The organism is Algihabitans albus, assembly GCF_003572205.1.
GTDB classification, from domain to species: domain Bacteria; phylum Pseudomonadota; class Alphaproteobacteria; order Kiloniellales; family DSM-21159; genus Algihabitans; species Algihabitans albus.
Map to the genome: position 1 here is coordinate 47,848 of NZ_QXNY01000004.1, position 22,286 is coordinate 70,133.

The window sequence follows — 22,286 nt, forward strand, 5'->3', positions numbered from 1 at the left end:
GCGGCCCGAGACGGGGCCAGAGGAAAAGGAGACGCGGATGCGCAATCGTTTCGTCAAGACGGCCAACGTGCGGCGGTTCCTGGGCGCCGTCCAGTCACTGGACGATCGCGGGGCGCCTGAGGCCAGCCTGGTGCTGGCAACCGGCGACGCAGGCTATGGGAAGAGCCGCTGCGGCGTCTGGTTCGCGACGACGCAGGATGCAGCGCACGTCCGGGTGCATGCGGCCTCGACGCCGAACTGGCTCCTGACCGACATCGTCCGGCAGCTGGGCGAGGCCAAGCCGGCGCGTTCCTCGGAAAAGCTATTCGGACAAGCGGTCGCGATCCTGGCGCCGCATCCCCGGCCGATCGTGGTCGACGAGGTGGAGCATGCGTTGCGCGATCTCACGGTGATCGAGACGATTCGCGATCTCTCCGACGCCTGCGAGATCCCGGTCATCCTGATCGGGCGCGAGCATGTGGTCGGGCGTCTGAAGCGGGAGCGGCAGATCTGGACTCGCATCCACGCCCGCGCGGAGTTCGGCCCGGCTACGGAAGAGGACGTGAAGCTGTGCGCCGAGGAGCTGTGCGAGGTGCCGCTCCAGCCGGAGGTTGTCGCCCGAATCTGGCAGGAGTCGGAAGGCCATATCCGCGAGGTGGTCAAGGCGCTGAAGACCGCCGAACGGGTCGGATTGCGCCACCGGGGCAAGGCGGTGACGGCCGCCATGGTCGCCGATCGGCCGCTGTGCCAGGACCACCAACGCCTCAGCCGGAAGGCCGCGTGATGACGGAGCGGCTGACACGGTCCACGCGGGTGCTGCGGGCGCTGCCGGACCAGGGCCGGTGCGTCACGGTCCCGGATCTGGCCGAGGAGCTGACCATGCCGCGCAAGGAGGTCTCGAAAGCCCTCGTCGTCCTGCACGAGCGCGGTCTCGCCAAGCGACAGCGCCCCGGCTGCTATCTCGTCACCGAGGCCGGGATGCTAGCGCGCCGCAATGGCGAAGCCATCGCTTCGGGGCCGCGCTCGGCTCACACGGGTCGGCGCAATGCCAATGCCCAGCCGACGCTGCGGGACAAGGCTTGGCGCGCGATGCGCTCGCTGGACAAGTTCACCCTGGGCGATCTGATCGAGCTGACGGGCGGCGGCGGGCGCGATCCCGAGAGCAACCTGCGGCGCTACCTACGCGGTCTGAAGGCGGCCGGCTACCTGGCGGAGCTGCGGTTTCGCGAGCCGGGGACTGCGCCCAGCAGTCCCGGCGCCAAGCGCTACAGGCTCATCAAGAACAGCGGGCCGCTGCCGCCGCGGATCAGCCAGAAGCGCGACGATCTCTACGATCCTAACACGGGCGAATCTCACCCGCTGACCGGAGGCTCGGCATCATGAGCCGCCATCTCGAAAGCTGCCAAGAGGCGTGGAACGGCGAGGCCCCCGATTGGGTGCTGGCCCTGGCACGGGCCTGCGACGAGCTGGGCGGTCACCGCCAGGCCGGCGAGACCTGCGGCATCAGCCGCGCGACCGTCTCCATGCTGATGCGCAACGCCTACGACCGTGATGCTCGGCAGATCGAACAGCGCGTCCGTGGCCGCTTACTCGACGCAGCGGTCGACTGTCCGGTGCTCGGTGAGCTGCGCCGCGACCGTTGCCTCGAACACCAGGGGCGGCGTCTGGGCGACCTGGGGTCGTCGCCGATGAACGTCCAGCTCTATCGGGCCTGCCAAACCTGCAGTCACAACCTCAGGAGACAGCCATGAAAGCGGTGAAGAGGATCGACGAGACGACGGACCTGTCGGAGCTGGTCTGCGACCAGGGCCTTCTGCGGGCCTGGTGCTGGCGAAGCGGCGAGATCGAGTTCGGGCCGGCGGTCCCGGAGGGTGCGATGGCGCTGGGCGCCGGCAAACCGGAGACCTTCTACGCCGGGATCGAAGCCGGGGCGCGTCGCGCCCTTGACGGCGAGACGCTGCTGCTGCCGGGCGTGCCGGAAGCGGTGTCGGAGAAGTCGGCGCAGCTGGCGGTCGTCGGTTGGCTCGCCTGGCGCTCGGGAGACCGGGTCAGGGCGACGCAGATCGCGGCCGAGCGGCTGGCGCTGCAGCAGGCAGGAGGCGCGCCATGCTGAGCGGGGAGTTCATGGCAGGCCTGCAGCAGGTCTCCGCGCAGCTGCGCGAAGAGAAGCGCATCGACCAGCCCTGGCCGTTTCTCGACTGGCTGTCCGACATCAAGGACCGAACCCTCGCGCTGCAGGGGGCCGTCTTCCTGGCGCCGGGCACGGCGTTGCCGGGGATCGAACTCTGCAAGCACGTCACGGCGCTGCGCCTGGCCATCGCCCAGGACCGCATGGGCCTGGGCGAGTGGGCCGAGGAGATCCAGCGCCTCGCCGAGCTGGCCCCGGCCATTGCGGCGCTGGAGCAGCTGCCGCTGCGCCGGCCTGAGACGGGCGCCGAGGTGATCGACCTGGACGCCTGGCGCAGCCGGGGCGACGGACGGCGGTACCTGCGGGCCGTGGGCTTGCGGACGGATCGGCCATCGCCGGACGGTGCGGCATGAGACGTCGGCGAATCTGTCCCCGCCTGCTGCGCCAACAGTGGCGCTGGCTTGTGACCATCCTCAAGAGGAGCTGAGAAAGTGACCGATCACGAGACGACGCCGGCGCCGAGGTACAGCCTGCCGACCCCCAGGGTCGCGGCGCCGGAAGGCTACGTCCAGGACGCCAAGGGGCGGCTGGTGCCGGAGCAACAGGTCAAGGGCGCCGAGGCGCTGGAAGACCAGACGGTGCGGATCATCATGGCCTACGCCGTCGAGCTGGCCAATCAGATCGACCGCTTCTACCACCACACGCAGCTGGATTTGCAGACCTTCCTGCTGGCCCTGGCCGACCAGTACGGCGCGAGCAAGCGCGGCGCCGAAGGCAAGGGAAACGTCACGCTGACCAGCTACGACGGGCTGCTCAAGGTTCAGTTCGCGGTCGCCGACCGGCTGGTCTTCGGCCCGTCGCTACAGGTCGCAAAGAGCCTCTTCGACGAGTGCGTCGGCGAGTGGTCGGCAGATGCCCGGCCGGAGCTGCGGGCGATCATCGCCGACGCCTTCCAGACCGACAAGGAAGGTTCGGTGAACCGGGAAGCCGTGCTGCGGCTGCTGCGTCTCGAAATCGACGATCTGCGGTGGGAGCAAGCGCAGGCCGCGATCCGCGACGCTATCCGCGTGATCGGCACCAAGCGCTACGTCCGATTCTACAGCCGCGAGCGGCCGGACGCGCCCTGGCAGCCGATCCCCATCGACCTATCCGCCAGCTGAGGGAGGACATCATGACCCCGCAAGCACTTATCGACTTCCGCATGGCAGCCGAGAACCAGGAGACCGTGACCCTGCGGGCGCGCGACGCCTGGTGGATGGCGGAGATCCTGTCGGACGCCGTTCAACTCTCCGAGATGCTGGAGGAAATCGGTGGCCCCAGCGCTGTCGAGGTCGAGCGCAGCGACCAAGCCGCCGAGGGCGTCACGGACGCCGAGGTATTTCACGACTTCCTGGTGGGACTGCACGCCACGGTCGGTGACGCCAAAGCCTACTTCGCGAAGCGGCTGGCCGCCGCGGAGGGCTGAGAGATGGCGCAGCTTTGGTACGGAGACGATCCGGCGAGCGAATATGTGGTCGAGCTGTTCGACCGCGTGGAGGTCCGGCTGGGCGACGGCATGGTGGCCGAGGGCCTCGTCAAGAAGATCCATCCGCGCCGCCGCGAGGTCTCGGTCAGGTACGAAGACCACATCGACGCCTATCGCACCACCTCCAACCCGCGCCGCAAGACGGTGCGCGTGCCTGTGACGGCGGTCGACCTGATCGCGCGGGACGGCTGAGACGATGACCCTCGCGCCCGCCGTCGATCTCTTCGGGCAGCCGCTGCCGGCCGCGCCGGTACCGCGCCGAAAGCGGCCGCTGGCGCCGCCGCCCCCGCGGGTGCCTGGCGGCTACGGCTGCCTGCTGCTGGACCTGCCGTGGCAATTCGCGCTGCGCTCCGAGGAAGGCGAAGAGAAGGCGCCGCAAGCGCACTACGACTGCTGGACCACCGAGGAGCTGGCCACCGTTTGGAAGGAACACCTCGGGATCGACTGGCTAACCGCGCCGGACTGCGGCGCAGTCTTCTGGGCAACCTTCCCGATGCTGCCGGACGCGCTGGAGGTGATTGAGGCTTGGGGCTTCGCCTACTCGACTGGCGGCAGCTGGTTCAAACAAACCAAGCATGGCAAGGCCGCCTTCGGCCCCGGCTACCGGCTGCGCACTGCGGCCGAGCCCTTCCTGGTGGCGACGCGCGGGAACCCGCCGCTGAAGGCCCGGAACGTTCGCAACGCCATCGCCGCCGCGACGCGCGGTCACAGCCGCAAGCCCGATCAAATCTACGCGGTCTGCGAGGCCCTGTTCGAGGGGCCGTACCTCGAAATCTGCGCCCGCCAGGCGGCGCCGGGCTGGGATGCCTGGGGCGACGAGGTCGGGCTCTTCGAGTGGGAGGAGTGACCGATGGCCGCGCTGACGCCCGACGACGCCCTGGCCTTGACGCAGAGCTGTCTGGAGCGGGTGCGCGGGCGGCGGCGGCGGCGGGAGTGGCAGGCGGAGGTGGCGCGGCTGCAGGCGGAGCGGAAGCTGCCGGAGCTGCGGCGACTGGCGGACGAGGCGGACGCGGAAGAAGCAGCGGCGCCGGGCTGGCGCCGGGACATCGACGGGTGAAAGGAGAGAGGACGATGCAGGACGAACAGCTGCAGGACATGAGCAAAGCGGCCAAGGCAGTGATCGGACAGGCGCACGCCGAATCGCTCTCGGTCTACGGCGAGATCCGGTCGGACTTCGTGGAGGTCTATCTGGCCGCGACGATCGTCGCGCTGGCGCGGGGCGTCTCGACCGGCTACGCGCGGCTCGGCCTGCAGCCGCAGAGCCTTCCGGCCAAGCCGGTGCACAAGGCGGTCTCGGAGATCTGACGATGTGGGAAGCTGTCGACTATTCCAGCGAACTGCCCGAGCGGCGTCTCAACGGTGTGAGCCTGGGGGTGTACCAGAGCAAGCAAGGCGGGGCGCCCCGAGTGCACCTCGCGCTGGGCCAAGGCCTGCAGCAGGAACTGGGCTGGCGCGCCGATCAGCGGGTCGCTCTATTCCTTGGGCGTGACAGTCATGCCGGGCTGCTGCGGGTGGCCCGGGCGGACGCAGGATACACGCTCCACCGCGCCCACAATAAGAGCCGCTCCATCACGGTTCAGGTCAGCGCCGAGCGCTTGGGGATTCGAAGGGCGCCCCGCCTGAGTGCGCGCATCGTTCAGCACCGGGTCGAAGAGGGCGCGCTGATCGTGACCTTGCCGCCCGCTCTGGGTGGTCTGCAGCCCAATTACGCGGCCGAGCGCCTGGAAGCGAGGGCCAGCTGATGGGCGACCGATCGTTGATCGAGTGGACCGACGCGACCTGGAATCCGGTGACCGGCTGCTGGTGTGTCTCGCCGGGCTGTGCCAAGTGCTACGCCATGAAGCTGGCGGGCGGGCGCCTGCGCAATCATCCCAGCCGTGCGGGTCTCACTCAGCCGTCCAAGGCTGGGCCGGTCTGGAACGGCGAGATCCGCGTCAACGAGGAGTGGATGGAGCAGCCGCTGCGGTGGAGTCGGCCGCGGATGATCTTCACCGTAGCGCACGGCGATCTCTTCTATGAGAAGGTTCCGGTCGCGGTGATCGATCGCGTCCACGCCGTCATGGCGCTAGCCCCTTGGCACATCTACCAGGTGCTAACCAAGCGCTCCGAGCGTGCCGCCCGATACTACGCGGACCCCGACCTGCCGTCGCGGCTGGCCAGAGAGACGCAGACTGTCGGCCGCAACCTTGCGCATGGTCACATCGGTCTGTGCCGCAGCCGCTTCCGGCGCGTCGGTGGCAAGCTGGTCCGGCGGCTGCCCCTTCGCAACGTTCTGGTCGGCGTCTCCGTCGAAGACCAGGCGCGCGCAAATCAGCGCCTAGAGGACATCGCTCACATCGCGGCCGGGGGGTGGCGCACCTGGGTGAGCTACGAGCCGGCGCTGGGGCCGGTGGACTGGTCCGGCTACGAGTTCATCTACTGGCTGGTTTCGGGCGGCGAGAGTGGCCCTCACGCGCGGCCGTCGCATCCCGAGTGGCACCGGGCCGCGCGCGATTGGTGCGCCGCCAACGATATCCCCTACCTGTTCAAGCAGTGGGGCGCGTTCCGTCCCGCAACGGCCGAGGAGCTGCCGGAGCGATTCGGCCCAGAGTGCGATGCCTTCAAGGTCATCTGCAGCAACGGCTTTGTCGGGGATCTGTCCCTGGAGACGGCATTTCGTCACAAGCCGGCGCACTGGCCGCAGTGCTTCCCGCGCGGCCCAGAGGGGGACTGCTGCTGCAATCCAATCGAGATGGTCCGCATCGGCAAGAAGGCGGCGGGGAATCTTCTGGACGGCCGCCAGCACCTAGCTTTCCCGGACGCGCGGGAGCTGGCGGCATGAGTGCGGCCGACGCGAAGACCGTCGAGCGGACGGACGCCTGGAAGCGGCTCAACAAGTTCATTTGGGCTTGGCTGCGATCGGCGGGCGTGCGAGACGAGGAGACGCAGCGCGACATCTTCGAACTGGTCACGGGGCGACGGTCTTTGCGGACCTGCAGCGTCGCGCAGCTGCGGCAGATCGCCGACCACCTGCGCCGGACCTACCCGGCGCTGGGCGTGCCTCGGCCGGAGGCGCCCTCGACCGAAGGGGGGAAGCGGCGCGGCCCCAAGCGGGCCGGACCGCGCGCGCTGGCGGCGGGACCGCAGGCCGCGAAGGCCCGCGCCCTTTGGCTGGCGCTCTATCACCTGGGCGAGGTCGCCGACCCGAGAGAGTCGGCCCTGGACAGCTTCGCCAAGCGGCAAACGGGCGTCGCGAGTCTGGCCTGGCTCAAGCCGCAGCAGGCCAACCAGGTGATCGAGGCCTTGCGCGCCTGGTGCGCGCGCGCCGGCTTCGACCCGGCCGGCAAGGTGCCTCGCATGACGCCGGAGCCAGGCACCTCGGCGCATGGCCTCAAGGTTCGGCTGGCGGCGGCGCTCTGGCTCAAGCTGCATCAAGATGCCGGGCCGACTTTCGGAGACCTGCGGCGTTTCGTCGGTCAGCTGGCCGGGACCGATCTCGGCAGCTTCGCGACGGCGCGGCTCGACGAGCTGGAGCGTGCGATCGAGGCGCTGGGCGCGGCGGTGCGCAAGGCACGGGCGCAGCGGGGGGACCAAGGCTGATGGTCGCCTACGGCTTCAAACGCTTCTTTGGCGAACCGATCCGCTGGGGTCTGAAGAGCTACACGCTTCGCGCGCCGCGGGCGGGCCGCAGCCGGCACGCACGGCCGAAGGAGAAGCTGCAGCTCTATACCAGCCTGCGTACGAAACACGCTCGAAAGATCCTGGATTACGACCCCGTCTGCCGGCTGGTGTTGCCCTGCAGCCTGCGGTTCGAGCGGCCGTACCGGCTGGTGGAGGTCCGCGTTGACGGTAAGCCGGTGGACCCCGATTTCTTCGCGGCCAGAGACGGTTTCGCCTTCGTGCAGTCGCGCGCCAAGGGCGCCTGGTTCGAAGACGGCAAGGCGCGCTGGATCGAAGAGCCGCCCGCCGCCGTGATGGGCTGTTTCTGGCGCCATGAGCATCCGGCCGCCTTCGAGGCGGGAACGTTTGAGGGCGAGCTGATCGTCTGGCGTCAGCCGCGCACGATCACCTCGGCGGCCGACTATGAAGGTCGGTATGGCGCGCCGATCGACGCGGAGCTGCAGCGATCGCTGATCGCGCGCATCGACCAGCCGGTCAAGGGGCCGGTGAAGGCGCTGCCGCCCGACTTTCCGGATCTGGGGGTCGGATGATGCCGCGCGCGTTCCCCGTGAAACGGCGGCCGCGCCGCTGCCGGCCACCGGAGGGCCAGACGGCCGCTTACCGGCAGCTCTGGCGGATCGTCGACGGGGCGGTGCGCGCCACCTTCGAGGCGCATCCCGAGTATCTGACTCCGGCCGGCCGGGCCCGCGCGCGGCGCTCGATCGTCAAGCGCGTCACCGGCCAGCTGCTGGGCTACGCGGTGCAGACCGCGCAGGCGCGGTCCGGGGCAAGCCCGGCGCGCGACACAGCCGGGGAGTCCTATTGCTCTCCGGCGCAACCGCGGCAAGCCTATGCCGCGGCCGGCCGGCAGGCGTCGTGCAAAGCGCCTGCCGGCCATGTGATTGCCCTGACGCTGCGCCGCTGGGCGGCCTGGTGGCGGCGCTCGTGACCCAGGCGGCGCGCAGATCCGACTGCGTCGATTACCGCGAGATCCTGCCGGAGCTGCTGGCGCAGATCGCGGAGGTGGCGGGGCTGAAGGCCGCGCTGGCGCTGCGGCGCCGGCTCGGCGGCACGTTGGTGCATGTCGCGCGGCGGCCGAAGGCCGGCTCTCTGCTGGTCGAGACGGTCGGCATAGAGGCGGCGCGGAAGATCGCCGGTCTCTTCGTTGCCGACGAGACGATCGAGATCCCGATGGGTGCTGCCACGCAGCGCGCCCTGATCGTCTATTTGCTGACCACCGGCCTCAAGGTCCAGGAAATCGCCCGGCTGGTCGGCTGCCACGCCGAGACGGTGCGCCGGCTGAAGAACGGCCGGCGCGACGAAACGCTGCCCCTCTTCCCGAGTCTGTAACCTGCCCGTAGCGGGGCGTTGACGGCGCCGAAAGGCGCGCGTCACACTCCGGCCGCGGCGCGCGCGGCCCCGAGAGGGGCGCCCCTTCCCACTGCGGTGGGAAGGGCGGCGCAAGGCTCCTGGCCCTACCCTTCGGCTCACCCTCACAGAGCCGACCCGAGAGCGGGTCGGGGAGCCGCGCCGATGTCCGCCATGACGTTCGACTATGCCGTCGCGATCATCATCCTCCACGAGGGCGGTGACGCGATCACCGAAGATCCGGACGATCCGGGTGGGCTGACCAAGTACGGAATCAGCCAAAGGGCGCATCCCGACGTCGATATCCGGGGCCTGACCTACGCCGACGCGGCGGCGATCTACCGGCGCGACTATTGGGACCGGCTGCGTTGCAGCGAGCTGCCGGCCGGCCTCGACCTCGCGGTTTTCGATTGCGGGGTCAACCAGGGCGTCGGCTTCGCGGCCAAGGCGCTGCAGCGCGACGCGGGCGCCACGCCCGACGGCATCATCGGGCCGCTGACCCTAGCTGCCGTCCGGCGACGGCCGCCCGCCGACCTGCTGACCGACTTCATGGCGCGACGCACGAAGCGCTACGCCAGCCTCCCCCACGCCTGGAAGTTCATGCGCGGCTGGTCCAGGCGCGCCTTCGACATCCACCGCCGCGCCATCCTGTTTCAACAGAAGGAGCCCCAGTCATGAGCCTGAACCTCGCGCCCTACCGCAAGCTGATCGTCGCCCTGATCGGCGCCCTGCTGATCGCGCTCGACCAGTTCCTCGGCTTCTCGGTCTCCTGGGAAGCGGAGCAGATCGTCAACACGCTGATTCCCGTGCTGACCGCGGTCGGCGTCTGGGCCGTGCCGAACGAGGCGCTGCCCGACGCGGCGTGACCCCGGCGCGGAGTGACCTGGCTTTCGCTCCTGCGCCTGGTCCTCTCGGTCGCCGAGGGGCTCCTGTCTCTTCTGCGGGAGCGCCGGCTGATCGAGGCGGGCGAGGCGCAGGCGATCGCCGCCGGACTGGAGGCCAGCCGTGATGCGCTTGAGGACGTTCGCCGCGCTCGCCGCGATCCTGCTCTCCGCCAGCGGCTGCGCGAGCGCTGGACCCGGGATGGCTGATCCGGGGGGTGAGCCGGGCTTCTGCCAGGTCTTCGTGCCGCACGGGCTGCCGGCCGCGGCCCTGGCGGTCATGACGGCCGAGGAGGTCAGCGCGTGGGAAGACAACCTGATCGCCTACGAGGTGCTGTGTGACGAGTGATCGAGAGAGGCGCGCGTAATGGAGTGGGGGTCCGTCGCCGCCTGGGCCGGCATCGGGGTGTCTCTCCTGTTGTCGGTCGTCGCGCTTTGGCGCGCGGCCGCGCGGGACGACGACAAGGAGCGCGCGTCGCTGCAGTCGGAGATCGCCATGTTGAAGACCGATGTCGTGCGCCTGGAGGGTAAGCTGGCCGCCATGCCGTCGGGCGGCGCGGTCGACAAGCTGACCACGCGGCTTGGCGACGTGCACGCCGACCTGCAGGGGCTGCGGGGCGAGTTCGCGGGTATCCGGGATCTCTACAAGCAGCACTCCGAGACCATGCAGCGCCTGAACTCCTACCTTCTGACACGGGGAGGGCCGGCACCATGAGCTGGCGGGAACATCTGAACGCGACGCGGCGTCTCTCGATCCTGCGCTGTCTCCTGGAGGTGACAAACCGCACCCTGCCCGACGCCGTCATCAACCGCGCGCTGGAGGATCTCGGCCACCGGGTCGAGCGGGACGTGGTGCGCGCCGACCTGGAGCAGCTGCGCGCCCTCGACCTGGTCACGATCGAGGAGCTGGCGAAGGGCGTTCTGGAGGTCAGGGTGACACCCCAGGGCGCGCGCGTCGGCCGCGGCGAGATCCAGGTCACGGGCGTCGCGCTGCCCAGCCAGGCGTAGGGCCAGTCTATGCCCAAGCGCAGCACGATCGACAAGCTGCCGTCCGAGCTTCGCGAGCAGATCGGCGCCTACCTCAAGGAGACGCGCTCGGTCGACGAGTTCGCCGAGCTGGTCAACGAGCTGCTGGAGGAGCAGGGCTCCGACGAGCGGGTTTCGCGCTCGTCGGCCCATCGCTACATGCAACGGCACGAACGCCTGGGTGCGCGGCTGCGGCAGTCGCAGGAGCTGGCGCAGCGCTTCGGTGACGATCTCAAAGGGCTGGCCGACGACAAGCGCATCCGCTATCTGGCGAGCCTCGTCCAGGAGCTGGCCTACGGCTACATCGACCAGAGGCTCGAAGACGGCGCTGCGGCCGAGGACCCGAAAGCATTGGCCGCGCTCGGCCGCTTGACCCGCGACCTGGGCGCGGCCCTGAAGGACTCGGCCGGGCTGGAGATCCAGCTGCGCGACCACGCGCGCGCCGAGATCGTCGAGGAGGTGGTGCGCAAGGCCATCGTCGCGGCCGAGGCTGGCGCGGCCAAGGCTGGGGTGCAGCTGGGCCGGGAGGCGCTGGACCAGATCCGCGCCGAGATGGGGCTGATCCGGTGAACGGCGGCGCGCTGCGCTATCGCTGGTACGACTATCAGCGCGAATGGTTGAACGACCTGTCGCGCTTCAAGATCGGGATGTGGTCGCGCCAGGTCGGCAAGACCTTCTGCACCACCTTCGAGATCGCCGAGGACATGGTGGACGCCTACCTCGAAGGCCGTCGCGCACCCTGGGTGATGTTGTCTCGCGGCGAGCGCCAGTCCGCCTCGAACCTGCGCCAGCTGAAGGGGCACCTGAAGGCGCTGGGCCAGGCCTTCGAAGAGTTGGAAAGCGATTTCCGGGTCGACGAGCACACGGTCTACAAGCGGCTCGAAATCAAGATGAGCGACGACGTTTGGGTCATCGCGCTGCCGGCCAATCCCGACACGGCGCGCGGCGAGTCGGCCAACGTCTATCTGGACGAGTTCGCGATCCATCGGGACAGCCGGGAGATCTGGGGGGCGCTCTTCCCCGTGGTCTCGGCCGGCTGGAAGGTGCGCATCACTTCCACACCCAAAGGCAAGGCCAACAAGTTCTACGAGCTGATGACGGCCGAGGACTCCGACTGGTCGCGCCATGTGGTCGATATCCACCGCGCCGCCGCCGAAGGCCTGCCGCGCGATGTGGAAGAATTGCGCCGCGGCCTGGGCGACGAAGAGCTATGGCAGCAAGAGTTCGAGTGCCAGTGGCTCGACGAGGCCAGCGCCTGGCTGCCGTACGACCTGATCACCGCGACCGAGGAGGACGAGGCCGGCGAGCCGGAACGTTACGCAGGCGGCGCCTGCTACATCGGCAACGACATCGCCGCGCGCAACGACCTTTGGGTCGCCTGGGTGATCGAGGAGGTGGGCGACGTTCTCTGGACCCGCGAGGTCCGGGTGCTGAGACGGGCCAGCTTCGCGGAGCAGGACGCGGTCCTGGACGAGCTGGTCGCGCGCTACCGGGTCGCGCGGATCTGCATGGACCAGACGGGCATGGGCGAGAAGCCTGTCGAGGACGCCAAGGCGCGCTATGGAGACTCTCGGGTTGAGGGCGTGATGTTCACGCCCGGCAACAAGCTGGTTCTGGCGACGGCCGGCAAGCAAGCCTTCGAGGACCGGCGCATCCGCATCCCGGCCGGCGACATGGCGCTGCGGGCGGATCTGCACAAGCTCAAGCGGGTGCTGGGGCCGACCGGCGCGCCGCGTTTCGTGGCGGAGTCGGATTCCACCGGCCACGCCGACTATGCCTGGGCCGGCTTCCTGGCGATCAACGCGGCGAGCAACGCCGGCTACAGCTACGGCTACGAGCCCGGCGCGCCGCTTCACAGCCGGCGCCTGGCCGAGCTGCCGGACGAGGACGAGGACAGCGGCCGCCGCTTCACCGGCCGCGGAGCCTACTGACGATGGGAGCTTACTGACCATGGCACGCAAGGTGACTCTCTACGACCAGTGGAACCGGCCGATCCAGCGGGGCGCCCTGACGCGCGAGGAAGCCGCGCCGACCACCACGGGCGTGCGCCAGGTGCTGGGGGATCACCCCGAGATCGGGCTGACGCCGCGCAAGCTGGCGCAGATCCTGCGCGAGGCCGAGGAGGGCGAGCCGGAGCGCTATCTGGATCTGGCCGAGGCGATGGAAGAGAAGGACCTGCACTACGCCTCGGTCCTGGGCGTGCGCAAGCGCCAGGTCAGCCAGCTGCCGATCACCGTCGTGCCGGCCGGCGAGGAGGCGGAGCAGCTGCGCCAGGCCGAGGAGCTGGAGGACTGGCTGGAGCGCGAGGAACTGCGCGACGAGCTGATCGACATCCTGGACGCGACGGGCAAGGGCTTCTCGCTGACCGAGATCCTGTGGGACACGTCGGAACGGCAGTGGCGGCCGAAGGGGCTGGAGTGGCGCGACCCGCGCTGGTTTCGCTTCGACCGGACGGACGGGCGGACGCCGCTGCTGCGCGAGACGACCGGCGACCGGCCGTTGACGCCCTTCAAGTACGTGTTCCATTGCAGCAAGGCGAAGTCCGGCCTGCCGATCCGCGGCGGCCTGGCGCGCCTGGCGGCCTGGATGTACCTCTTCAAGAGCTACACCGTGAAGGACTGGCTGGCCTTCATGGAGGTCTACGGGATGCCGCTGCGCGTCGGCAAATATCATGCCGGCGCGACGGCAGAGGAAAAGGCCGTCCTGCTCCGCGCGGTCCGGAACATCGGCGCGGATGTCGGCGCGATCATTCCCGAGGGGATGATGATCGACTTCGTGGAGGCGGTCGGCAAGGGCGCCACGGCCAACGACCTCTATGAGAAGTTCGGCAACTGGGCAGACACGCAAGTCAGCAAGGGCGTGCTGGGCCAGAACCTCACGACCCAGGTCGAGGGCGGTTCCTTCGCGGCTGCCAATGTGCACAACGAGGTCCGCGGCGACATCGAGGGCGCGGACGCCCGGCAGCTTTCGGCCACCCTCAACCGCGACCTGGTCCGGCCCTTCATCGATCTCAATTACGGGCCGCAAAAGGTCTATCCCCGTCTCAAAATCGGCCGCGAAGAGGAGCGCGATCTGCGCATGCTGCTGGCCGGCGCCAAGGCCCTGGTCCCGATGGGCGCCCGGATCTCGCGCAAGGGGATGATGCAGGCCTTCGCGCTGCCCGAAGCCGAGGACGAAGAGGACCAGCTGACGGCGCCGGCGCCGTCAGACTCTGGGCCGGCAGGCTTAGACGGCCTGCCGCCGATCGAGCAGACGCGGACGGCCCAGACCCGGACGGCACAGGCGCGGCGCGAGGAGGACGAAGAGGTCCAGCTGGACCCGGCCGCAGAAACCGGGTTCGAGGCCGCGAGCGAACCGGTCGAGCGGCTGGTCGAGACTCTGCGCGCGCGGATCGCAGCGGCGACGACCTTCGAGGAGGCCCAGGCCGCGCTGCTGGAGCTGTCGGCCGAGGCCGCCGACCCGCGCCTGGTCGAACTGGCGCGCGAGGCGCTGGTCCTGGCCGAGCTGCAGGGGATGGACGGCGCGGCGAGCGACGAGCCCGAGAGCTGAATGGCCGGCCTCGCCGATAGCGCCCCGCGGGCCGAGCCGGTCGTCTTCCGCGAGGCGATCGACTTCCTGCGGCGCAAGCTGCGGCTGCCGACGCGCGCCTGGACGGATCTCTGGGGTGGGCAGCACGCCCAGGCCTTCGTCGTGGCCGGCGCGACGCAGGACGCGCTGCTTGCCGACTTCCAGGGCGCGCTCCTGAAGGCGATGGAACAAGGCACGACCTTTCGCGATTTCCAGCGCGATTTCGACGATATCGTCGCGCGCCACGGCTGGAGCTACCGCGGCGGCCGCGCCTGGCGGGCGCGCACGATCTTCCAGTCCAACATGCGCAGCGCCCACGCGGCCGGGCGTTGGCGGCAGATCCTGCGCACGGCCACACGCCGGCCCTATCTGCGCTATGTTCAGGTCCAGCGCGAGAGCAAGCGTTTGTCGCATGAGCGCTGGCACGCGATGATTCTGCGCTTCGACCATCCTTTCTGGCAGACCCACTTCCCGCCCAACGGCTGGTATTGCTTGTGCAGCGTCGTGCAGCTTTCGGAGCGCGACCTGCGGGGGCGCGGCTGGCGCGTCACGGAACCGGGCCCGGAGGTGCGGCTGCGGTCGGTGACCCTCAACACGCCGGACGGGCCGGCCGAGGTTCAGGTGCCGGAAGGCATCGATCCCGGCTGGGGTCACAACGCGGGCATCGCCGCCCAAGGCTACGGCCAGCAGCGCGTCGCGCTGGCCGGGCACGAGGGCCGCTGGGAACGGTTGATCGCGCCCAGCCAGGTGGCGCGGGCGGGCGGCACGCTGGAGCCGGTGCGGCCGCGCGCCGCGCTCGGCCCGGTCGCCCAGGACTCCGAGGGCCAGCGGATGCGCAACCTGCTGCGCCGCGCGATCGGAGACGACGAGGTGGTCTTCGCCGATCCGGCCGGCGGGCAGGTTCGCGTCGGGCCCGCCCTGGCCGATCATGTGGCGGCGCGGCCGGACGGCCGGGAGCGATTCTTTGCGCTGGTCCCGGAGCTGGTCGAAGACCCGCAGGAGATTTGGGCCGGCTTCGTCATCAATGACCAAACGGGCCAGGTCGCGGTTCGGCGGCGCTACGTCAAGCTGCTGCAATTCGACCGCGCCCGGACGATCGGCCTGATCGCCGACGCCGACAACGGGTCCTGGAGCGGGCTGACCTTCTTTCGCGGCAACCCGCGCGCCATGAACCAGCTGCGCTGGGGACTGCCGGTCTACCGGCAGGACTCGCAGTCGTAACATGGTGTTTTCGGGAGAGTGACTGGCCGCGCCGTCCGCCGGCCGTCGCATGGCTGAAAGCGCTTGGGGAACGGCCCCGCCTTCAGCTGCTGATCAAGATGTAAGCGTCCGGCCGCCGCCTTGCAACGGCAGCTCCCGCTCTCCCCTACTATCCCACCAAATGTAAAAAAGGCTCTCAGTTGCCCGCTGACGGCCGCTGGCTGGGTCCGGGCCGTCTTCGGCCGGGAAGCACAGGACTCCCTGTTACAATCGCGGTAACACCCCCGTAGAATCGATTCTGATCGCGCGGCCCGCCCGCCCGATCGCCCCCGAAGGCCGATTCGGCCGGTCGCGGGTCCAATTTCGCCGATTTTCGGGGTCCGCGCGGCGATCCCTTCCCACTGCGGTGGGAAGGGCGGCCTGCGCCGCTTCGCGTCACTATCCCCGACATCGAACGGGCGGTCCAGCCCAGCGACGACAGCTACCAGCCGCCCAAGAGGGACAGGATGTGACGACGGGCCAGACCAGCCTCCTTGCGCTTTGCGCGCTGCCCCTGCCGGGCGGTGCGGCGCCGGAGTGGGTGCAGCTCATGCCCTCGGCCGACGCCGACGGCGCACTGCTGGCCCGCGACGGTCGCAGCTGGAAGCTGAGCGATCCGGCGAAGGTGGTCGAGGCGAGCCTGGCCGAAGGCCGCGACCTGCCTTTCGACTACGAGCACCAGACGGACCACGCGGCCAAGAACGGACAGCCGGCGCCGGCTGCCGGCTGGATCAAGGCCCTGGAGGCGCGCCCGGACGGCATCTATGCGCGCGTCGAGTGGACCGAGCGGGCGCGCCAGCACATCGAGAGCCGCGAGTACCGCTACCTCAGTCCGACCTTCGTCTTCGATAAGACGAGCCGCGAGGTGAAGCTGATCCTGCGCGCGGCCCTGACCAACGACCCGGCCCTGGAGGTCCGCGCCCTGGCGCGGCGCGAGGCCGACCCTCCCCACGACCTGGAGACCACCATGACCGAAGAAGACCTGAAGGCGCTCTGCAGCGCGCTCGGCCTGCAGGCGGACGCCGGGCCGGCCGCCATCGTCAAGGCGGCCGAGGACCAGGCCGCCGCGCTCAAGACGGCGGCGAAGGGCGGCGACGCCGGCACCGCCGCGCTGGCGAGCCTCGCGCCGCTGGTTCAGCTGGAGGCCGAGGCCGAACCGGAGGCCATCGCGACGGCCGTCACCGCGCGGCTGAAGGAGACCGGCAAGTCGGTGCCGATGGAACAGTACGCCGCTCTCGCAAGCCGGCTGGAGAAGCTGGAGGACACGGAGACGGCGGCGCGGGTCGACAGCGCGCTGCGCGAGGGCCGGATCGTTCCCGCCAGCCGCGAATGGGCGCTGGACTACGCGAAGTCCGATCCGAAGGGCTTCGAGGCCTTCCTGGCCTTGCAGCCGGTCATCGTCAAGCCGGGCGCCGAGACGACCGGCCAGCCGGCGCGCACCAAGGGCGCCGCGCTCGACGAGGCGCAGCTGGCGCTTTGCAGCCAGCTCGGCCTCAAGCCCGAAGCGTTCAAGGAGACGCTGGACGCCGAAGTGAAGGAGACCGCCTGATGGCCGCCCTGACGCAAGACCGCCTGACGCCCGAGATTCTGGAGCCCAGCACGCTGGAGCTGCCAGCCGCCGCGGGCGTCGTGCTCCATGCAGGCGCCCTGGCCGCCCTGGACGCGGCCGGCAACGTCACGCCCGGCGCCACCGCCACCACGCTGAAAGGCCTGGGGCGGGTCGAGGCCGCGGTCGACAACGGCGGCGGGTCGGCCGGCGCCGTCACCGCGAAGGTGCGGCGCGGCGTGTTCCGCTTCGCCAACTCGGCCGGCGCCGACGAGATCGGCAACGCCGACATCGGCGAGGACTGCTTCATCGTCGACGACCAGACCGTCGCCATCACGAACGGCACCAACACCCGCAGCCGGGCCGGCCGCGTCTGGGCTGTGGACGCCCAAGGCGTCTGGGTCGACTTCCGCTAAACCGCCTGAGGAACCGGAACCGTGATCATCAACCGTACGAATCTCACGAACCTGGGGGTCGGCTTCAAGACCAGCTTCCAGAACGGTCTCGGGCAGGCCGAGGCCCAGTCAGACCGAGTGGCCACAACCGTAACCTCTACCACTGGCAAAGAGGAGTACGGCTGGCTCGGCAAGATCCCCAACGTGCGGGAGTGGGTGGGCGACCGGGTCGTGCAGAACATGCTGCAGCACGCCTACACCATCCGCAACCGCTCCTGGGAGCTGACGATCGGCGTCGACCGCGACGACATCGAGGACGACAACCTCGGCGTCTACATGCCCATGTTCGAGGAGATGGGGCGCAGCACGGCCGCCCATAGGGAGCAGCTGGTCTTCGAGCTGCTGCAGAACGGTTTCACCGAGCTGTGCTACGACGGCCAGCCCTTCTTCGACACGGACCACCCCGTCCTGGACGAAAGCGGCGCGACCGTCTCCGTCGCCAACACGGACGGCGGCGCCGGCACGCCCTGGTACCTGATCGACGGCAGCCGCGCGCTGCGGCCGATCATCTATCAGCAGCGCCGCGCCTGGAACTTCGTCAGCAAGGACCGCCCCGACGACGACAAGGTCTTCGAGCGCAAGGAGTACCTCTACGGCGTCGACGGCCGCAGCAACGTCGGCTTCGGCTTCTGGCAGTTCGCCTGGGGGTCGCGCCAGCCGCTCAGCGCCGTCACGTACAAGCTCGCGCGCGAAAGCCTCATGGCGATGCCCGGCGACCACGGCCGGCCGCTCGGCGTCATGCCGAACCTCCTCGTCGTGCCGCCCTCGCTGGAGGGGGCGGCGCTGGAGCTGCTCAACGCCGAGCGCAACGCGGCCGGTGCGACCAACATCTACCGCAACACGGCCGAGCTGCTGGTCGTGCCCTGGCTGCGGTCATGACGGAGGCCCCGCACATGACAGAGACTCAGCCCACAAGGCGGCGTTTCGAGATCAAGGCCCGGCGCGACGGCTTCCGCCGCGCCGGGCGGGCCTGGCCGGCCAAGGGCACGGTCGTGGAGAACCTCACGCCCGAGCAGATCGAGGCCGTTCTGGCCGAGCCGCAGCTGATCGTCACCGAGCTGCCGGCCCCGGCCGAGACGAGCGGCAAAGACGAGAGCGGCGAAGGTGGCGACGGCACGTCCTCGCAGACCGTTCCCGCGGCCGGCGACGAGAAGAAGGCCAAGCCGGCAAAGCCCGCCGCCGCGAAGGCGACCAAGGCTGCCGAGCCGAAGCCGGCCAAGACCGAGAATACCTAATACCGGAGGCCAGTGACGGGCTCCGGCCGGCGCGACGGCCGGGGCTCCGAGGCCGCTACGAAAGTCCTCCCGCGCCGGATCGCGTTTCCGGGGCGGGAGGCAGTCCGGGGGCGGCGGTCGCCCCAACGGCCGCCGCCCGCGCCACAAGAGAGGCTTGTCCCATGACCGACACCGGCGGCGTCGCCGCAGACCGACTGAAGGCCTTCGACGCCCTACAAGCGGGCCCTGGGGATGGCGCCATGAGCCAGCCGCGCCCCGACGAGCTGGTCGCTCTGACCGTCCAAGAGGTAGCGGAGCTGGAGCGCGTCCAAGGCGCCTTCGCCGATCTGCGCGCTCAACTCTCCGCACTTGCCGAACCCGGCGACTCTCTCGACCGGCTGCATCTGCAGCAGTGCCTGGCGCGCCTGTCCGAGGCCGAGCACTGGGCCGAGCGGCTCGTGCTGGAGTGACGCGGCCGTGACCTACGCGACCCAGCAAGACCTGATCGACCTTTACGGCGAGCGCGAGCTGATCGACTGGAGCGACCGGGACGGCGGCGGCGTGATCGACGTGGCCGTAGTGCAGCGGGCGCTGGAGAGCGCCGACGCGCTGATCGACTCCTACATTGCTCGCCGCTACGAGCTGCCCCTGACGGAGACGCCCCGCCTGCTGGTCGAGCTGGCCGCCAAGATTGCCCGCTACGAACTCGCCAAGGATGGCGCCCACGAGCGCGTCGTCCAGGGCAACGCCGACGCGCGCAAGACGCTGGAGGCCCTGGGCTCGGGCAAGGCCGAGCTGCCGCTGGCCTCGGGCGAGTCCGCGCCGGGCGCGGAGCCCGGCGACGTGCGGGTCGAAGGGCCCGAGCGGATCTTTTCCCGTGAAACATTGAGGAGCTTCTGACGTGGCCGGGGTCTCCTTTCGCATCGACATCGAGGACCTGGCCCTGCGCCGCGCGCTGGCCGGCGCCGTCGAGGCCGCCGAGGATCTGACGGCGCCTTTCGATGAGATCGGCAGCTATTTGGTCGCGGAGACCCTGCTGCGCTTCGAAGAGGGCCGCGCTCCGGACGGGACGCCCTGGATTCCCAGTCAGCGCGTTTTGCGGGAAGGCGGGCAGACGCTGATCGGGCCAGGCAGCGGCCGGTTGCGCGATAGCCAAACCTACGACCTGGGGGCCGACTTCGTCGAGGTGGGGACGAACGTTGTCTATGCCGCGATCCACCAGTTCGGCGGACTGCCCGGCATGGCGCCAGGCCCCGCCGCGATCCCTGCGCGGCCGTACCTGGGCCTCGGCCCCGACGACGAAGCTGAGATCGTCGAGATCCTCGACGATCACCTGCTGCGGGGTCTGCAGGGAGGTGCGCCATGACGCTCGCGCTCTCGACCGTCGAGCAGCAGCTGCAGCCGCTGGTCGCGGCCGGCACGCTCGGCAAGGTCTTCAGCGGCATCGCCTTGGCCGACCCCAAGTGGCGGCCGCAAGGGCACGAACTGCCGGCGGTCTTCCTGCTGCCGGGCGGGGACCGCGCCCAGCCCTCGCCGGTCGTCTCCGGCCGGCACCGCCAGCGGGTCGAGCAGCTGCTGCGGGTCGTGATCGCCTTCGAGGTGGAGGGCGGCCGCTACAGCGTCGCCGATGGCGCCGAGGTCGAGCAGCTGCTGCGCGCGCTGCGCGACCGCCTGGTCGCCTGGCAGCCCGACGTGCGGCTGGACCCCCTGGACCTGGTCAGCGGCCGCACGGTTGCACTCCGCGACAGGCTGGTCTGGTGGGAAGAGGTTTACCGCAGCGCTTATCAGCGCACAGCGAGCTGAGGAGACAAGACCCATGAAACAGACCGTGAGACTGGGAGGCAGCTACCGCGTCGGCGCGGACGGTAAGTCCGAGCGGGTGCAGCACACCCGGCCGGCGCCGGCAGCGAAGCGCGCGGCAGCTGCGCCGGTACCGAAAGATCCGCCTAAGGCGACGACTAAGAGAAAGGAGCGGTCATGAGCTTCAAGAGCCGCGCCCTCGTCGTGCTGGCGGCGCCGGAAAGCGCCTACGGCGTGGACCCGACCCCGACCGCGATCGCCAACGCCATCGAGATCCTCTCGCCGACGCTGCAGCCCTACAACGCCGACGAGATCCCGCGCGACCGCTCGCGCCCGGCCGCAGGTTTCGACCCGGTTTTGCTCGCGGGAAAAAACGTCGTGCTCTCCGGCCAGATCGAGCTGAGCGGCAGCGGGACCTCGGGCGCCAGCATCGCCGCGCCGGCCTACGGCCCGATCCTGCGCGCCTGCGGCCTGGCCGAGACGATCGTCACCACCGTGGGCCAGGAGCGCGTCGAGTACGCGCCGGTCTCGGCCGAGGAGGAGTCGGTCACGGCCTACATCTACCGGGCCGGCGCGCTGCATCGCATGACGGGCGCGCGCGGCACCTGGGGCCTGACGCTGACGGAGCGGCAGCTGCCGGTCTTCACCTTCTCCCTGACCGGGCTGTTCGAGACGATCACCGCAGCGCCGCTGCCGACCAACGCCGACTGGTCGGCCTTCGTGCCGGCCGTCGAGATGTCGGAAGCCAACACCCAGTTCACGCTGGGCGGCTTTCCGGCCGTCATGGAGTCCCTGAGCTTTTCGGCCAACAACACCGTCATCCTGCGCGACCGCGCCAACTCGCGCGAGATCCAGATTACGGATCGCGGCCCCACGGGTCAGCTGGCGATCCAGGCACCGGACCCGGCGACCCAGGACTATTGGGCGACGATCGACGGCGAGACACTGGTCGCGCTGCAAGCGGTGCATGGCACGACGCCAGGCAGTCGCGTGCAGATCGACGCGCCGGCCGTGCAGCTGCACCAGCCCAGCTACAGCGACAGCCAGGGCACCGTGATGCTGTCGGCCAACCTGCGCTTCAACCGGCAGGCCGGCGACGACGAGATCCTGATCACCGTCTCGTAACGGGGTCGTTTCATTGCCGCCGACTGGCGGCGAGCAAGTGAGGAAAGGAGGCAGCCTTGCCCGAGTTCATTCTGATCGCCGAGCGCCTGGTCTGGTGGCCGGTCACGGTCTCCGTGCCGCTCGACGGCGGCGGCGTCGAGCAGCAGGACTTCGAGGCGCGCTTCGCGCTGATCGGCGACAACGCCTATCAGGCGTTGGTGAAGGCGCATGGCGCGCTGCAGGTGGACAAGCCGCTGCTGCGGCGGGTGCTGCGCGACTGGCGCGGCGTCAAGGACAGCAGTCACGAGGACCTGCCGGTCGGCGACGGGACCCGCGATGCGTTGATCGACATCACCTGCGTGCGACTCGCCCTGACCAAGGCCTATCTGGAGGCGGAGCGTGGCGGGCCGGCAAAAAACTGACCACGGCGGCGCGCGCCTGGGTGGGCGTCGAGACGCCCCGGCCGCGCCGCCCGGCCGCGGACCCCGAGATCCTGGAGCAGCTGCGCGCCCTGGGCGCACCGCCCGAGGCGATCGCGGCGCGCAGATCCGCGCCGGCACCGCCGCCGGCCGAGCCGGTCGAGATCTGGGCCGATCATTGGGAAGCCTTCCGGTGGTTCCGGGCTTGCGCGTCGCAGTGGCGCTATGCCGGCGAGACGGCCGTCCCGCTGGGTTTGGACTACGGCGGCGCCGAGACGGCCGCGCGCCTGGCCGGGATCGAACCGACGCGGCAACGCTTCGCGCAGCTGCGCACTTTGGAAGCCGCGGCCCTGGAAGCACTGCTGGAGCGGCGCCGGGAAAGAAGGGCCTGACCGG

The 22,286-nt window shown here is 69.9% G+C and carries 38 protein-coding genes; all 38 read left to right on the top strand.

Features of this window, described 5'->3' with window-relative positions; translation table 11 throughout:
* The first annotated feature begins 37 nt into the window (after window positions 1-37).
* Window positions 38-763, top strand: a complete 726-nt coding sequence (locus DBZ32_RS10260) for an AAA family ATPase (protein WP_119167081.1) — start codon at window positions 38-40, stop codon at window positions 761-763.
* Window positions 763-1,362, top strand: coding sequence for a helix-turn-helix domain-containing protein (locus DBZ32_RS10265; RefSeq protein WP_119167082.1), 600 nt, complete (start codon window positions 763-765; stop codon window positions 1,360-1,362). Before DBZ32_RS10260 ends, DBZ32_RS10265 begins: the two co-directional genes overlap by 1 nt.
* Window positions 1,359-1,730: a transcriptional regulator gene (locus tag DBZ32_RS10270; RefSeq protein ID WP_119167083.1), complete on the top strand. Its 372-nt coding sequence runs from the start codon at window positions 1,359-1,361 to the stop codon at window positions 1,728-1,730. The genes DBZ32_RS10265 and DBZ32_RS10270 overlap by 4 nt, the downstream gene beginning before the upstream one ends.
* The gene (locus DBZ32_RS10275; RefSeq protein ID WP_119167084.1) at window positions 1,727-2,092 is read left to right on the top strand and encodes a host nuclease inhibitor protein; all 366 of its coding nucleotides are present in this window, start codon (window positions 1,727-1,729) and stop codon (window positions 2,090-2,092) included. Before DBZ32_RS10270 ends, DBZ32_RS10275 begins: the two co-directional genes overlap by 4 nt.
* The gene (locus DBZ32_RS10280) at window positions 2,086-2,520 is read left to right on the top strand and encodes a hypothetical protein (RefSeq protein WP_119167085.1); all 435 of its coding nucleotides are present in this window, start codon (window positions 2,086-2,088) and stop codon (window positions 2,518-2,520) included. Before DBZ32_RS10275 ends, DBZ32_RS10280 begins: the two co-directional genes overlap by 7 nt.
* A 78-nt stretch (window positions 2,521-2,598) precedes the next feature.
* Window positions 2,599-3,267 (top strand): DUF3164 family protein, encoded by a 669-nt coding sequence (locus DBZ32_RS10285; RefSeq protein ID WP_208539190.1) that lies wholly within the window; start codon window positions 2,599-2,601, stop codon window positions 3,265-3,267.
* Window positions 3,268-3,278: 11 nt separating this feature from the next.
* Window positions 3,279-3,572, top strand: coding sequence for a hypothetical protein (locus tag DBZ32_RS10290; RefSeq protein ID WP_119167086.1), 294 nt, complete (start codon window positions 3,279-3,281; stop codon window positions 3,570-3,572).
* 3 nt (window positions 3,573-3,575) lie between these two features.
* Window positions 3,576-3,824: a hypothetical protein gene (locus tag DBZ32_RS10295; protein WP_119167087.1), complete on the top strand. Its 249-nt coding sequence runs from the start codon at window positions 3,576-3,578 to the stop codon at window positions 3,822-3,824.
* 4 nt (window positions 3,825-3,828) lie between these two features.
* Window positions 3,829-4,479 (top strand): MT-A70 family methyltransferase, encoded by a 651-nt coding sequence (locus DBZ32_RS10300; protein ID WP_119167088.1) that lies wholly within the window; start codon window positions 3,829-3,831, stop codon window positions 4,477-4,479.
* 3 nt (window positions 4,480-4,482) lie between these two features.
* Entirely contained in the window at window positions 4,483-4,689 is a 207-nt protein-coding gene (locus tag DBZ32_RS10305) for a hypothetical protein (RefSeq protein ID WP_119167089.1), read from the top strand.
* Window positions 4,690-4,703: 14 nt separating this feature from the next.
* Complete coding sequence (locus DBZ32_RS10310) at window positions 4,704-4,937, top strand: hypothetical protein (RefSeq protein ID WP_119167090.1); 234 nt, start codon at window positions 4,704-4,706, stop codon at window positions 4,935-4,937.
* 2 nt (window positions 4,938-4,939) lie between these two features.
* Window positions 4,940-5,374, top strand: coding sequence for a hypothetical protein (locus DBZ32_RS10315; protein WP_119167091.1), 435 nt, complete (start codon window positions 4,940-4,942; stop codon window positions 5,372-5,374).
* Complete coding sequence (locus DBZ32_RS10320) at window positions 5,374-6,453, top strand: DUF5131 family protein (RefSeq protein WP_119167092.1); 1,080 nt, start codon at window positions 5,374-5,376, stop codon at window positions 6,451-6,453. Before DBZ32_RS10315 ends, DBZ32_RS10320 begins: the two co-directional genes overlap by 1 nt.
* The gene (locus DBZ32_RS10325; protein WP_119167093.1) at window positions 6,450-7,211 is read left to right on the top strand and encodes a regulatory protein GemA; all 762 of its coding nucleotides are present in this window, start codon (window positions 6,450-6,452) and stop codon (window positions 7,209-7,211) included. Before DBZ32_RS10320 ends, DBZ32_RS10325 begins: the two co-directional genes overlap by 4 nt.
* Complete coding sequence (locus DBZ32_RS10330; RefSeq protein ID WP_119167094.1) at window positions 7,211-7,822, top strand: hypothetical protein; 612 nt, start codon at window positions 7,211-7,213, stop codon at window positions 7,820-7,822. The genes DBZ32_RS10325 and DBZ32_RS10330 overlap by 1 nt, the downstream gene beginning before the upstream one ends.
* A complete protein-coding gene (locus tag DBZ32_RS10335) occupies window positions 7,819-8,220 on the top strand; it encodes a globin family protein (RefSeq protein ID WP_119167095.1) in 402 nt (133 codons plus the stop codon). Before DBZ32_RS10330 ends, DBZ32_RS10335 begins: the two co-directional genes overlap by 4 nt.
* Entirely contained in the window at window positions 8,205-8,621 is a 417-nt protein-coding gene (locus tag DBZ32_RS10340) for a helix-turn-helix domain-containing protein (protein ID WP_119167096.1), read from the top strand. Before DBZ32_RS10335 ends, DBZ32_RS10340 begins: the two co-directional genes overlap by 16 nt.
* Window positions 8,622-8,804: 183 nt before the next feature.
* Window positions 8,805-9,317, top strand: coding sequence for a glycoside hydrolase family 108 protein (locus DBZ32_RS10345; protein WP_208539191.1), 513 nt, complete (start codon window positions 8,805-8,807; stop codon window positions 9,315-9,317).
* Window positions 9,314-9,505, top strand: coding sequence for a hypothetical protein (locus DBZ32_RS10350; RefSeq protein ID WP_119167097.1), 192 nt, complete (start codon window positions 9,314-9,316; stop codon window positions 9,503-9,505). The genes DBZ32_RS10345 and DBZ32_RS10350 overlap by 4 nt, the downstream gene beginning before the upstream one ends.
* 12 nt (window positions 9,506-9,517) lie before the next feature.
* Window positions 9,518-9,730 (top strand): hypothetical protein, encoded by a 213-nt coding sequence (locus DBZ32_RS10355; protein WP_119167098.1) that lies wholly within the window; start codon window positions 9,518-9,520, stop codon window positions 9,728-9,730.
* Window positions 9,723-9,869: a hypothetical protein gene (locus tag DBZ32_RS22095; RefSeq protein ID WP_162906699.1), complete on the top strand. Its 147-nt coding sequence runs from the start codon at window positions 9,723-9,725 to the stop codon at window positions 9,867-9,869. Before DBZ32_RS10355 ends, DBZ32_RS22095 begins: the two co-directional genes overlap by 8 nt.
* A gap of 18 nt (window positions 9,870-9,887) precedes the next feature.
* A complete protein-coding gene (locus tag DBZ32_RS10360) occupies window positions 9,888-10,235 on the top strand; it encodes a hypothetical protein (RefSeq protein ID WP_119167099.1) in 348 nt (115 codons plus the stop codon).
* On the top strand, window positions 10,232-10,528 hold the full coding sequence (locus tag DBZ32_RS10365; RefSeq protein ID WP_119167100.1) for a VpaChn25_0724 family phage protein: 297 nt from the start codon (window positions 10,232-10,234) through the stop codon (window positions 10,526-10,528). Before DBZ32_RS10360 ends, DBZ32_RS10365 begins: the two co-directional genes overlap by 4 nt.
* A gap of 9 nt (window positions 10,529-10,537) precedes the next feature.
* Window positions 10,538-11,116 carry a phage protein Gp27 family protein gene (locus DBZ32_RS10370; RefSeq protein ID WP_119167101.1) on the top strand — a complete coding sequence of 193 codons (579 nt, stop codon included), beginning with the start codon at window positions 10,538-10,540 and terminating at the stop codon, window positions 11,114-11,116.
* Window positions 11,113-12,477: a phage terminase large subunit family protein gene (locus DBZ32_RS10375; RefSeq protein ID WP_235830139.1), complete on the top strand. Its 1,365-nt coding sequence runs from the start codon at window positions 11,113-11,115 to the stop codon at window positions 12,475-12,477. Before DBZ32_RS10370 ends, DBZ32_RS10375 begins: the two co-directional genes overlap by 4 nt.
* A 19-nt stretch (window positions 12,478-12,496) precedes the next feature.
* The gene (locus DBZ32_RS10380) at window positions 12,497-14,095 is read left to right on the top strand and encodes a DUF935 domain-containing protein (protein WP_162906700.1); all 1,599 of its coding nucleotides are present in this window, start codon (window positions 12,497-12,499) and stop codon (window positions 14,093-14,095) included.
* Complete coding sequence (locus DBZ32_RS10385) at window positions 14,096-15,334, top strand: PBECR2 nuclease fold domain-containing protein (RefSeq protein WP_119167103.1); 1,239 nt, start codon at window positions 14,096-14,098, stop codon at window positions 15,332-15,334.
* Window positions 15,335-15,821: 487 nt separating this feature from the next.
* Window positions 15,822-16,901 (top strand): phage protease, encoded by a 1,080-nt coding sequence (locus DBZ32_RS10390; RefSeq protein WP_119167104.1) that lies wholly within the window; start codon window positions 15,822-15,824, stop codon window positions 16,899-16,901.
* Window positions 16,901-17,314 (top strand): hypothetical protein, encoded by a 414-nt coding sequence (locus tag DBZ32_RS10395; RefSeq protein WP_119167105.1) that lies wholly within the window; start codon window positions 16,901-16,903, stop codon window positions 17,312-17,314. The genes DBZ32_RS10390 and DBZ32_RS10395 overlap by 1 nt, the downstream gene beginning before the upstream one ends.
* A 21-nt stretch (window positions 17,315-17,335) precedes the next feature.
* Window positions 17,336-18,232, top strand: coding sequence for a Mu-like prophage major head subunit gpT family protein (locus tag DBZ32_RS10400; RefSeq protein ID WP_119167106.1), 897 nt, complete (start codon window positions 17,336-17,338; stop codon window positions 18,230-18,232).
* A gap of 14 nt (window positions 18,233-18,246) precedes the next feature.
* On the top strand, window positions 18,247-18,588 hold the full coding sequence (locus tag DBZ32_RS10405) for an HI1506-related protein (protein ID WP_119167107.1): 342 nt from the start codon (window positions 18,247-18,249) through the stop codon (window positions 18,586-18,588).
* 161 nt (window positions 18,589-18,749) lie between these two features.
* Window positions 18,750-19,037: a hypothetical protein gene (locus DBZ32_RS22100; protein WP_162906701.1), complete on the top strand. Its 288-nt coding sequence runs from the start codon at window positions 18,750-18,752 to the stop codon at window positions 19,035-19,037.
* 7 nt (window positions 19,038-19,044) lie between these two features.
* Complete coding sequence (locus tag DBZ32_RS10410; protein WP_162906702.1) at window positions 19,045-19,467, top strand: gp436 family protein; 423 nt, start codon at window positions 19,045-19,047, stop codon at window positions 19,465-19,467.
* Window position 19,468: 1 nt separating this feature from the next.
* Window positions 19,469-19,933, top strand: coding sequence for a phage virion morphogenesis protein (locus tag DBZ32_RS10415; protein WP_119167109.1), 465 nt, complete (start codon window positions 19,469-19,471; stop codon window positions 19,931-19,933).
* Window positions 19,930-20,370 carry a phage tail terminator protein gene (locus DBZ32_RS10420; protein ID WP_119167110.1) on the top strand — a complete coding sequence of 147 codons (441 nt, stop codon included), beginning with the start codon at window positions 19,930-19,932 and terminating at the stop codon, window positions 20,368-20,370. The genes DBZ32_RS10415 and DBZ32_RS10420 overlap by 4 nt, the downstream gene beginning before the upstream one ends.
* A gap of 174 nt (window positions 20,371-20,544) precedes the next feature.
* Entirely contained in the window at window positions 20,545-21,492 is a 948-nt protein-coding gene (locus DBZ32_RS10425) for a phage tail tube protein (protein ID WP_119167111.1), read from the top strand.
* A 56-nt stretch (window positions 21,493-21,548) separates the two neighbouring features.
* Window positions 21,549-21,893 (top strand): hypothetical protein, encoded by a 345-nt coding sequence (locus tag DBZ32_RS22105; RefSeq protein WP_162906703.1) that lies wholly within the window; start codon window positions 21,549-21,551, stop codon window positions 21,891-21,893.
* 20 nt (window positions 21,894-21,913) lie between these two features.
* Window positions 21,914-22,282, top strand: coding sequence for a DUF1799 domain-containing protein (locus DBZ32_RS22110; protein WP_162906704.1), 369 nt, complete (start codon window positions 21,914-21,916; stop codon window positions 22,280-22,282).
* Window positions 22,283-22,286 lie beyond the last annotated feature (4 nt).

Coding starts and splice junctions, on each gene's coding strand:
- DBZ32_RS10265 (WP_119167082.1), top strand. CDS start 763: ATGACGGAGCGGCTGACACGGTCCACGCGGGTGCTGCGGGCGCTGCCG.
- DBZ32_RS10305 (WP_119167089.1), top strand. CDS start 4,483: ATGGCCGCGCTGACGCCCGACGACGCCCTGGCCTTGACGCAGAGCTGT.
- DBZ32_RS10350 (WP_119167097.1), top strand. CDS start 9,314: ATGAGCCTGAACCTCGCGCCCTACCGCAAGCTGATCGTCGCCCTGATC.
- DBZ32_RS10280 (WP_119167085.1), top strand. CDS start 2,086: ATGCTGAGCGGGGAGTTCATGGCAGGCCTGCAGCAGGTCTCCGCGCAG.
- DBZ32_RS10295 (WP_119167087.1), top strand. CDS start 3,576: ATGGCGCAGCTTTGGTACGGAGACGATCCGGCGAGCGAATATGTGGTC.
- DBZ32_RS10345 (WP_208539191.1), top strand. CDS start 8,805: ATGTCCGCCATGACGTTCGACTATGCCGTCGCGATCATCATCCTCCAC.
- DBZ32_RS10360 (WP_119167099.1), top strand. CDS start 9,888: ATGGAGTGGGGGTCCGTCGCCGCCTGGGCCGGCATCGGGGTGTCTCTC.
- DBZ32_RS10330 (WP_119167094.1), top strand. CDS start 7,211: ATGGTCGCCTACGGCTTCAAACGCTTCTTTGGCGAACCGATCCGCTGG.
- DBZ32_RS22100 (WP_162906701.1), top strand. CDS start 18,750: ATGACCGACACCGGCGGCGTCGCCGCAGACCGACTGAAGGCCTTCGAC.
- DBZ32_RS10385 (WP_119167103.1), top strand. CDS start 14,096: ATGGCCGGCCTCGCCGATAGCGCCCCGCGGGCCGAGCCGGTCGTCTTC.
- DBZ32_RS10380 (WP_162906700.1), top strand. CDS start 12,497: ATGGCACGCAAGGTGACTCTCTACGACCAGTGGAACCGGCCGATCCAG.
- DBZ32_RS10365 (WP_119167100.1), top strand. CDS start 10,232: ATGAGCTGGCGGGAACATCTGAACGCGACGCGGCGTCTCTCGATCCTG.
- DBZ32_RS10325 (WP_119167093.1), top strand. CDS start 6,450: ATGAGTGCGGCCGACGCGAAGACCGTCGAGCGGACGGACGCCTGGAAG.
- DBZ32_RS10270 (WP_119167083.1), top strand. CDS start 1,359: ATGAGCCGCCATCTCGAAAGCTGCCAAGAGGCGTGGAACGGCGAGGCC.
- DBZ32_RS10310 (WP_119167090.1), top strand. CDS start 4,704: ATGCAGGACGAACAGCTGCAGGACATGAGCAAAGCGGCCAAGGCAGTG.
- DBZ32_RS10425 (WP_119167111.1), top strand. CDS start 20,545: ATGAGCTTCAAGAGCCGCGCCCTCGTCGTGCTGGCGGCGCCGGAAAGC.
- DBZ32_RS10320 (WP_119167092.1), top strand. CDS start 5,374: ATGGGCGACCGATCGTTGATCGAGTGGACCGACGCGACCTGGAATCCG.
- DBZ32_RS10395 (WP_119167105.1), top strand. CDS start 16,901: ATGGCCGCCCTGACGCAAGACCGCCTGACGCCCGAGATTCTGGAGCCC.
- DBZ32_RS10405 (WP_119167107.1), top strand. CDS start 18,247: ATGACAGAGACTCAGCCCACAAGGCGGCGTTTCGAGATCAAGGCCCGG.
- DBZ32_RS10300 (WP_119167088.1), top strand. CDS start 3,829: ATGACCCTCGCGCCCGCCGTCGATCTCTTCGGGCAGCCGCTGCCGGCC.
- DBZ32_RS22095 (WP_162906699.1), top strand. CDS start 9,723: ATGGCTGATCCGGGGGGTGAGCCGGGCTTCTGCCAGGTCTTCGTGCCG.
- DBZ32_RS10420 (WP_119167110.1), top strand. CDS start 19,930: ATGACGCTCGCGCTCTCGACCGTCGAGCAGCAGCTGCAGCCGCTGGTC.
- DBZ32_RS10290 (WP_119167086.1), top strand. CDS start 3,279: ATGACCCCGCAAGCACTTATCGACTTCCGCATGGCAGCCGAGAACCAG.
- DBZ32_RS10260 (WP_119167081.1), top strand. CDS start 38: ATGCGCAATCGTTTCGTCAAGACGGCCAACGTGCGGCGGTTCCTGGGC.
- DBZ32_RS10275 (WP_119167084.1), top strand. CDS start 1,727: ATGAAAGCGGTGAAGAGGATCGACGAGACGACGGACCTGTCGGAGCTG.
- DBZ32_RS10335 (WP_119167095.1), top strand. CDS start 7,819: ATGATGCCGCGCGCGTTCCCCGTGAAACGGCGGCCGCGCCGCTGCCGG.
- DBZ32_RS10370 (WP_119167101.1), top strand. CDS start 10,538: ATGCCCAAGCGCAGCACGATCGACAAGCTGCCGTCCGAGCTTCGCGAG.
- DBZ32_RS10315 (WP_119167091.1), top strand. CDS start 4,940: ATGTGGGAAGCTGTCGACTATTCCAGCGAACTGCCCGAGCGGCGTCTC.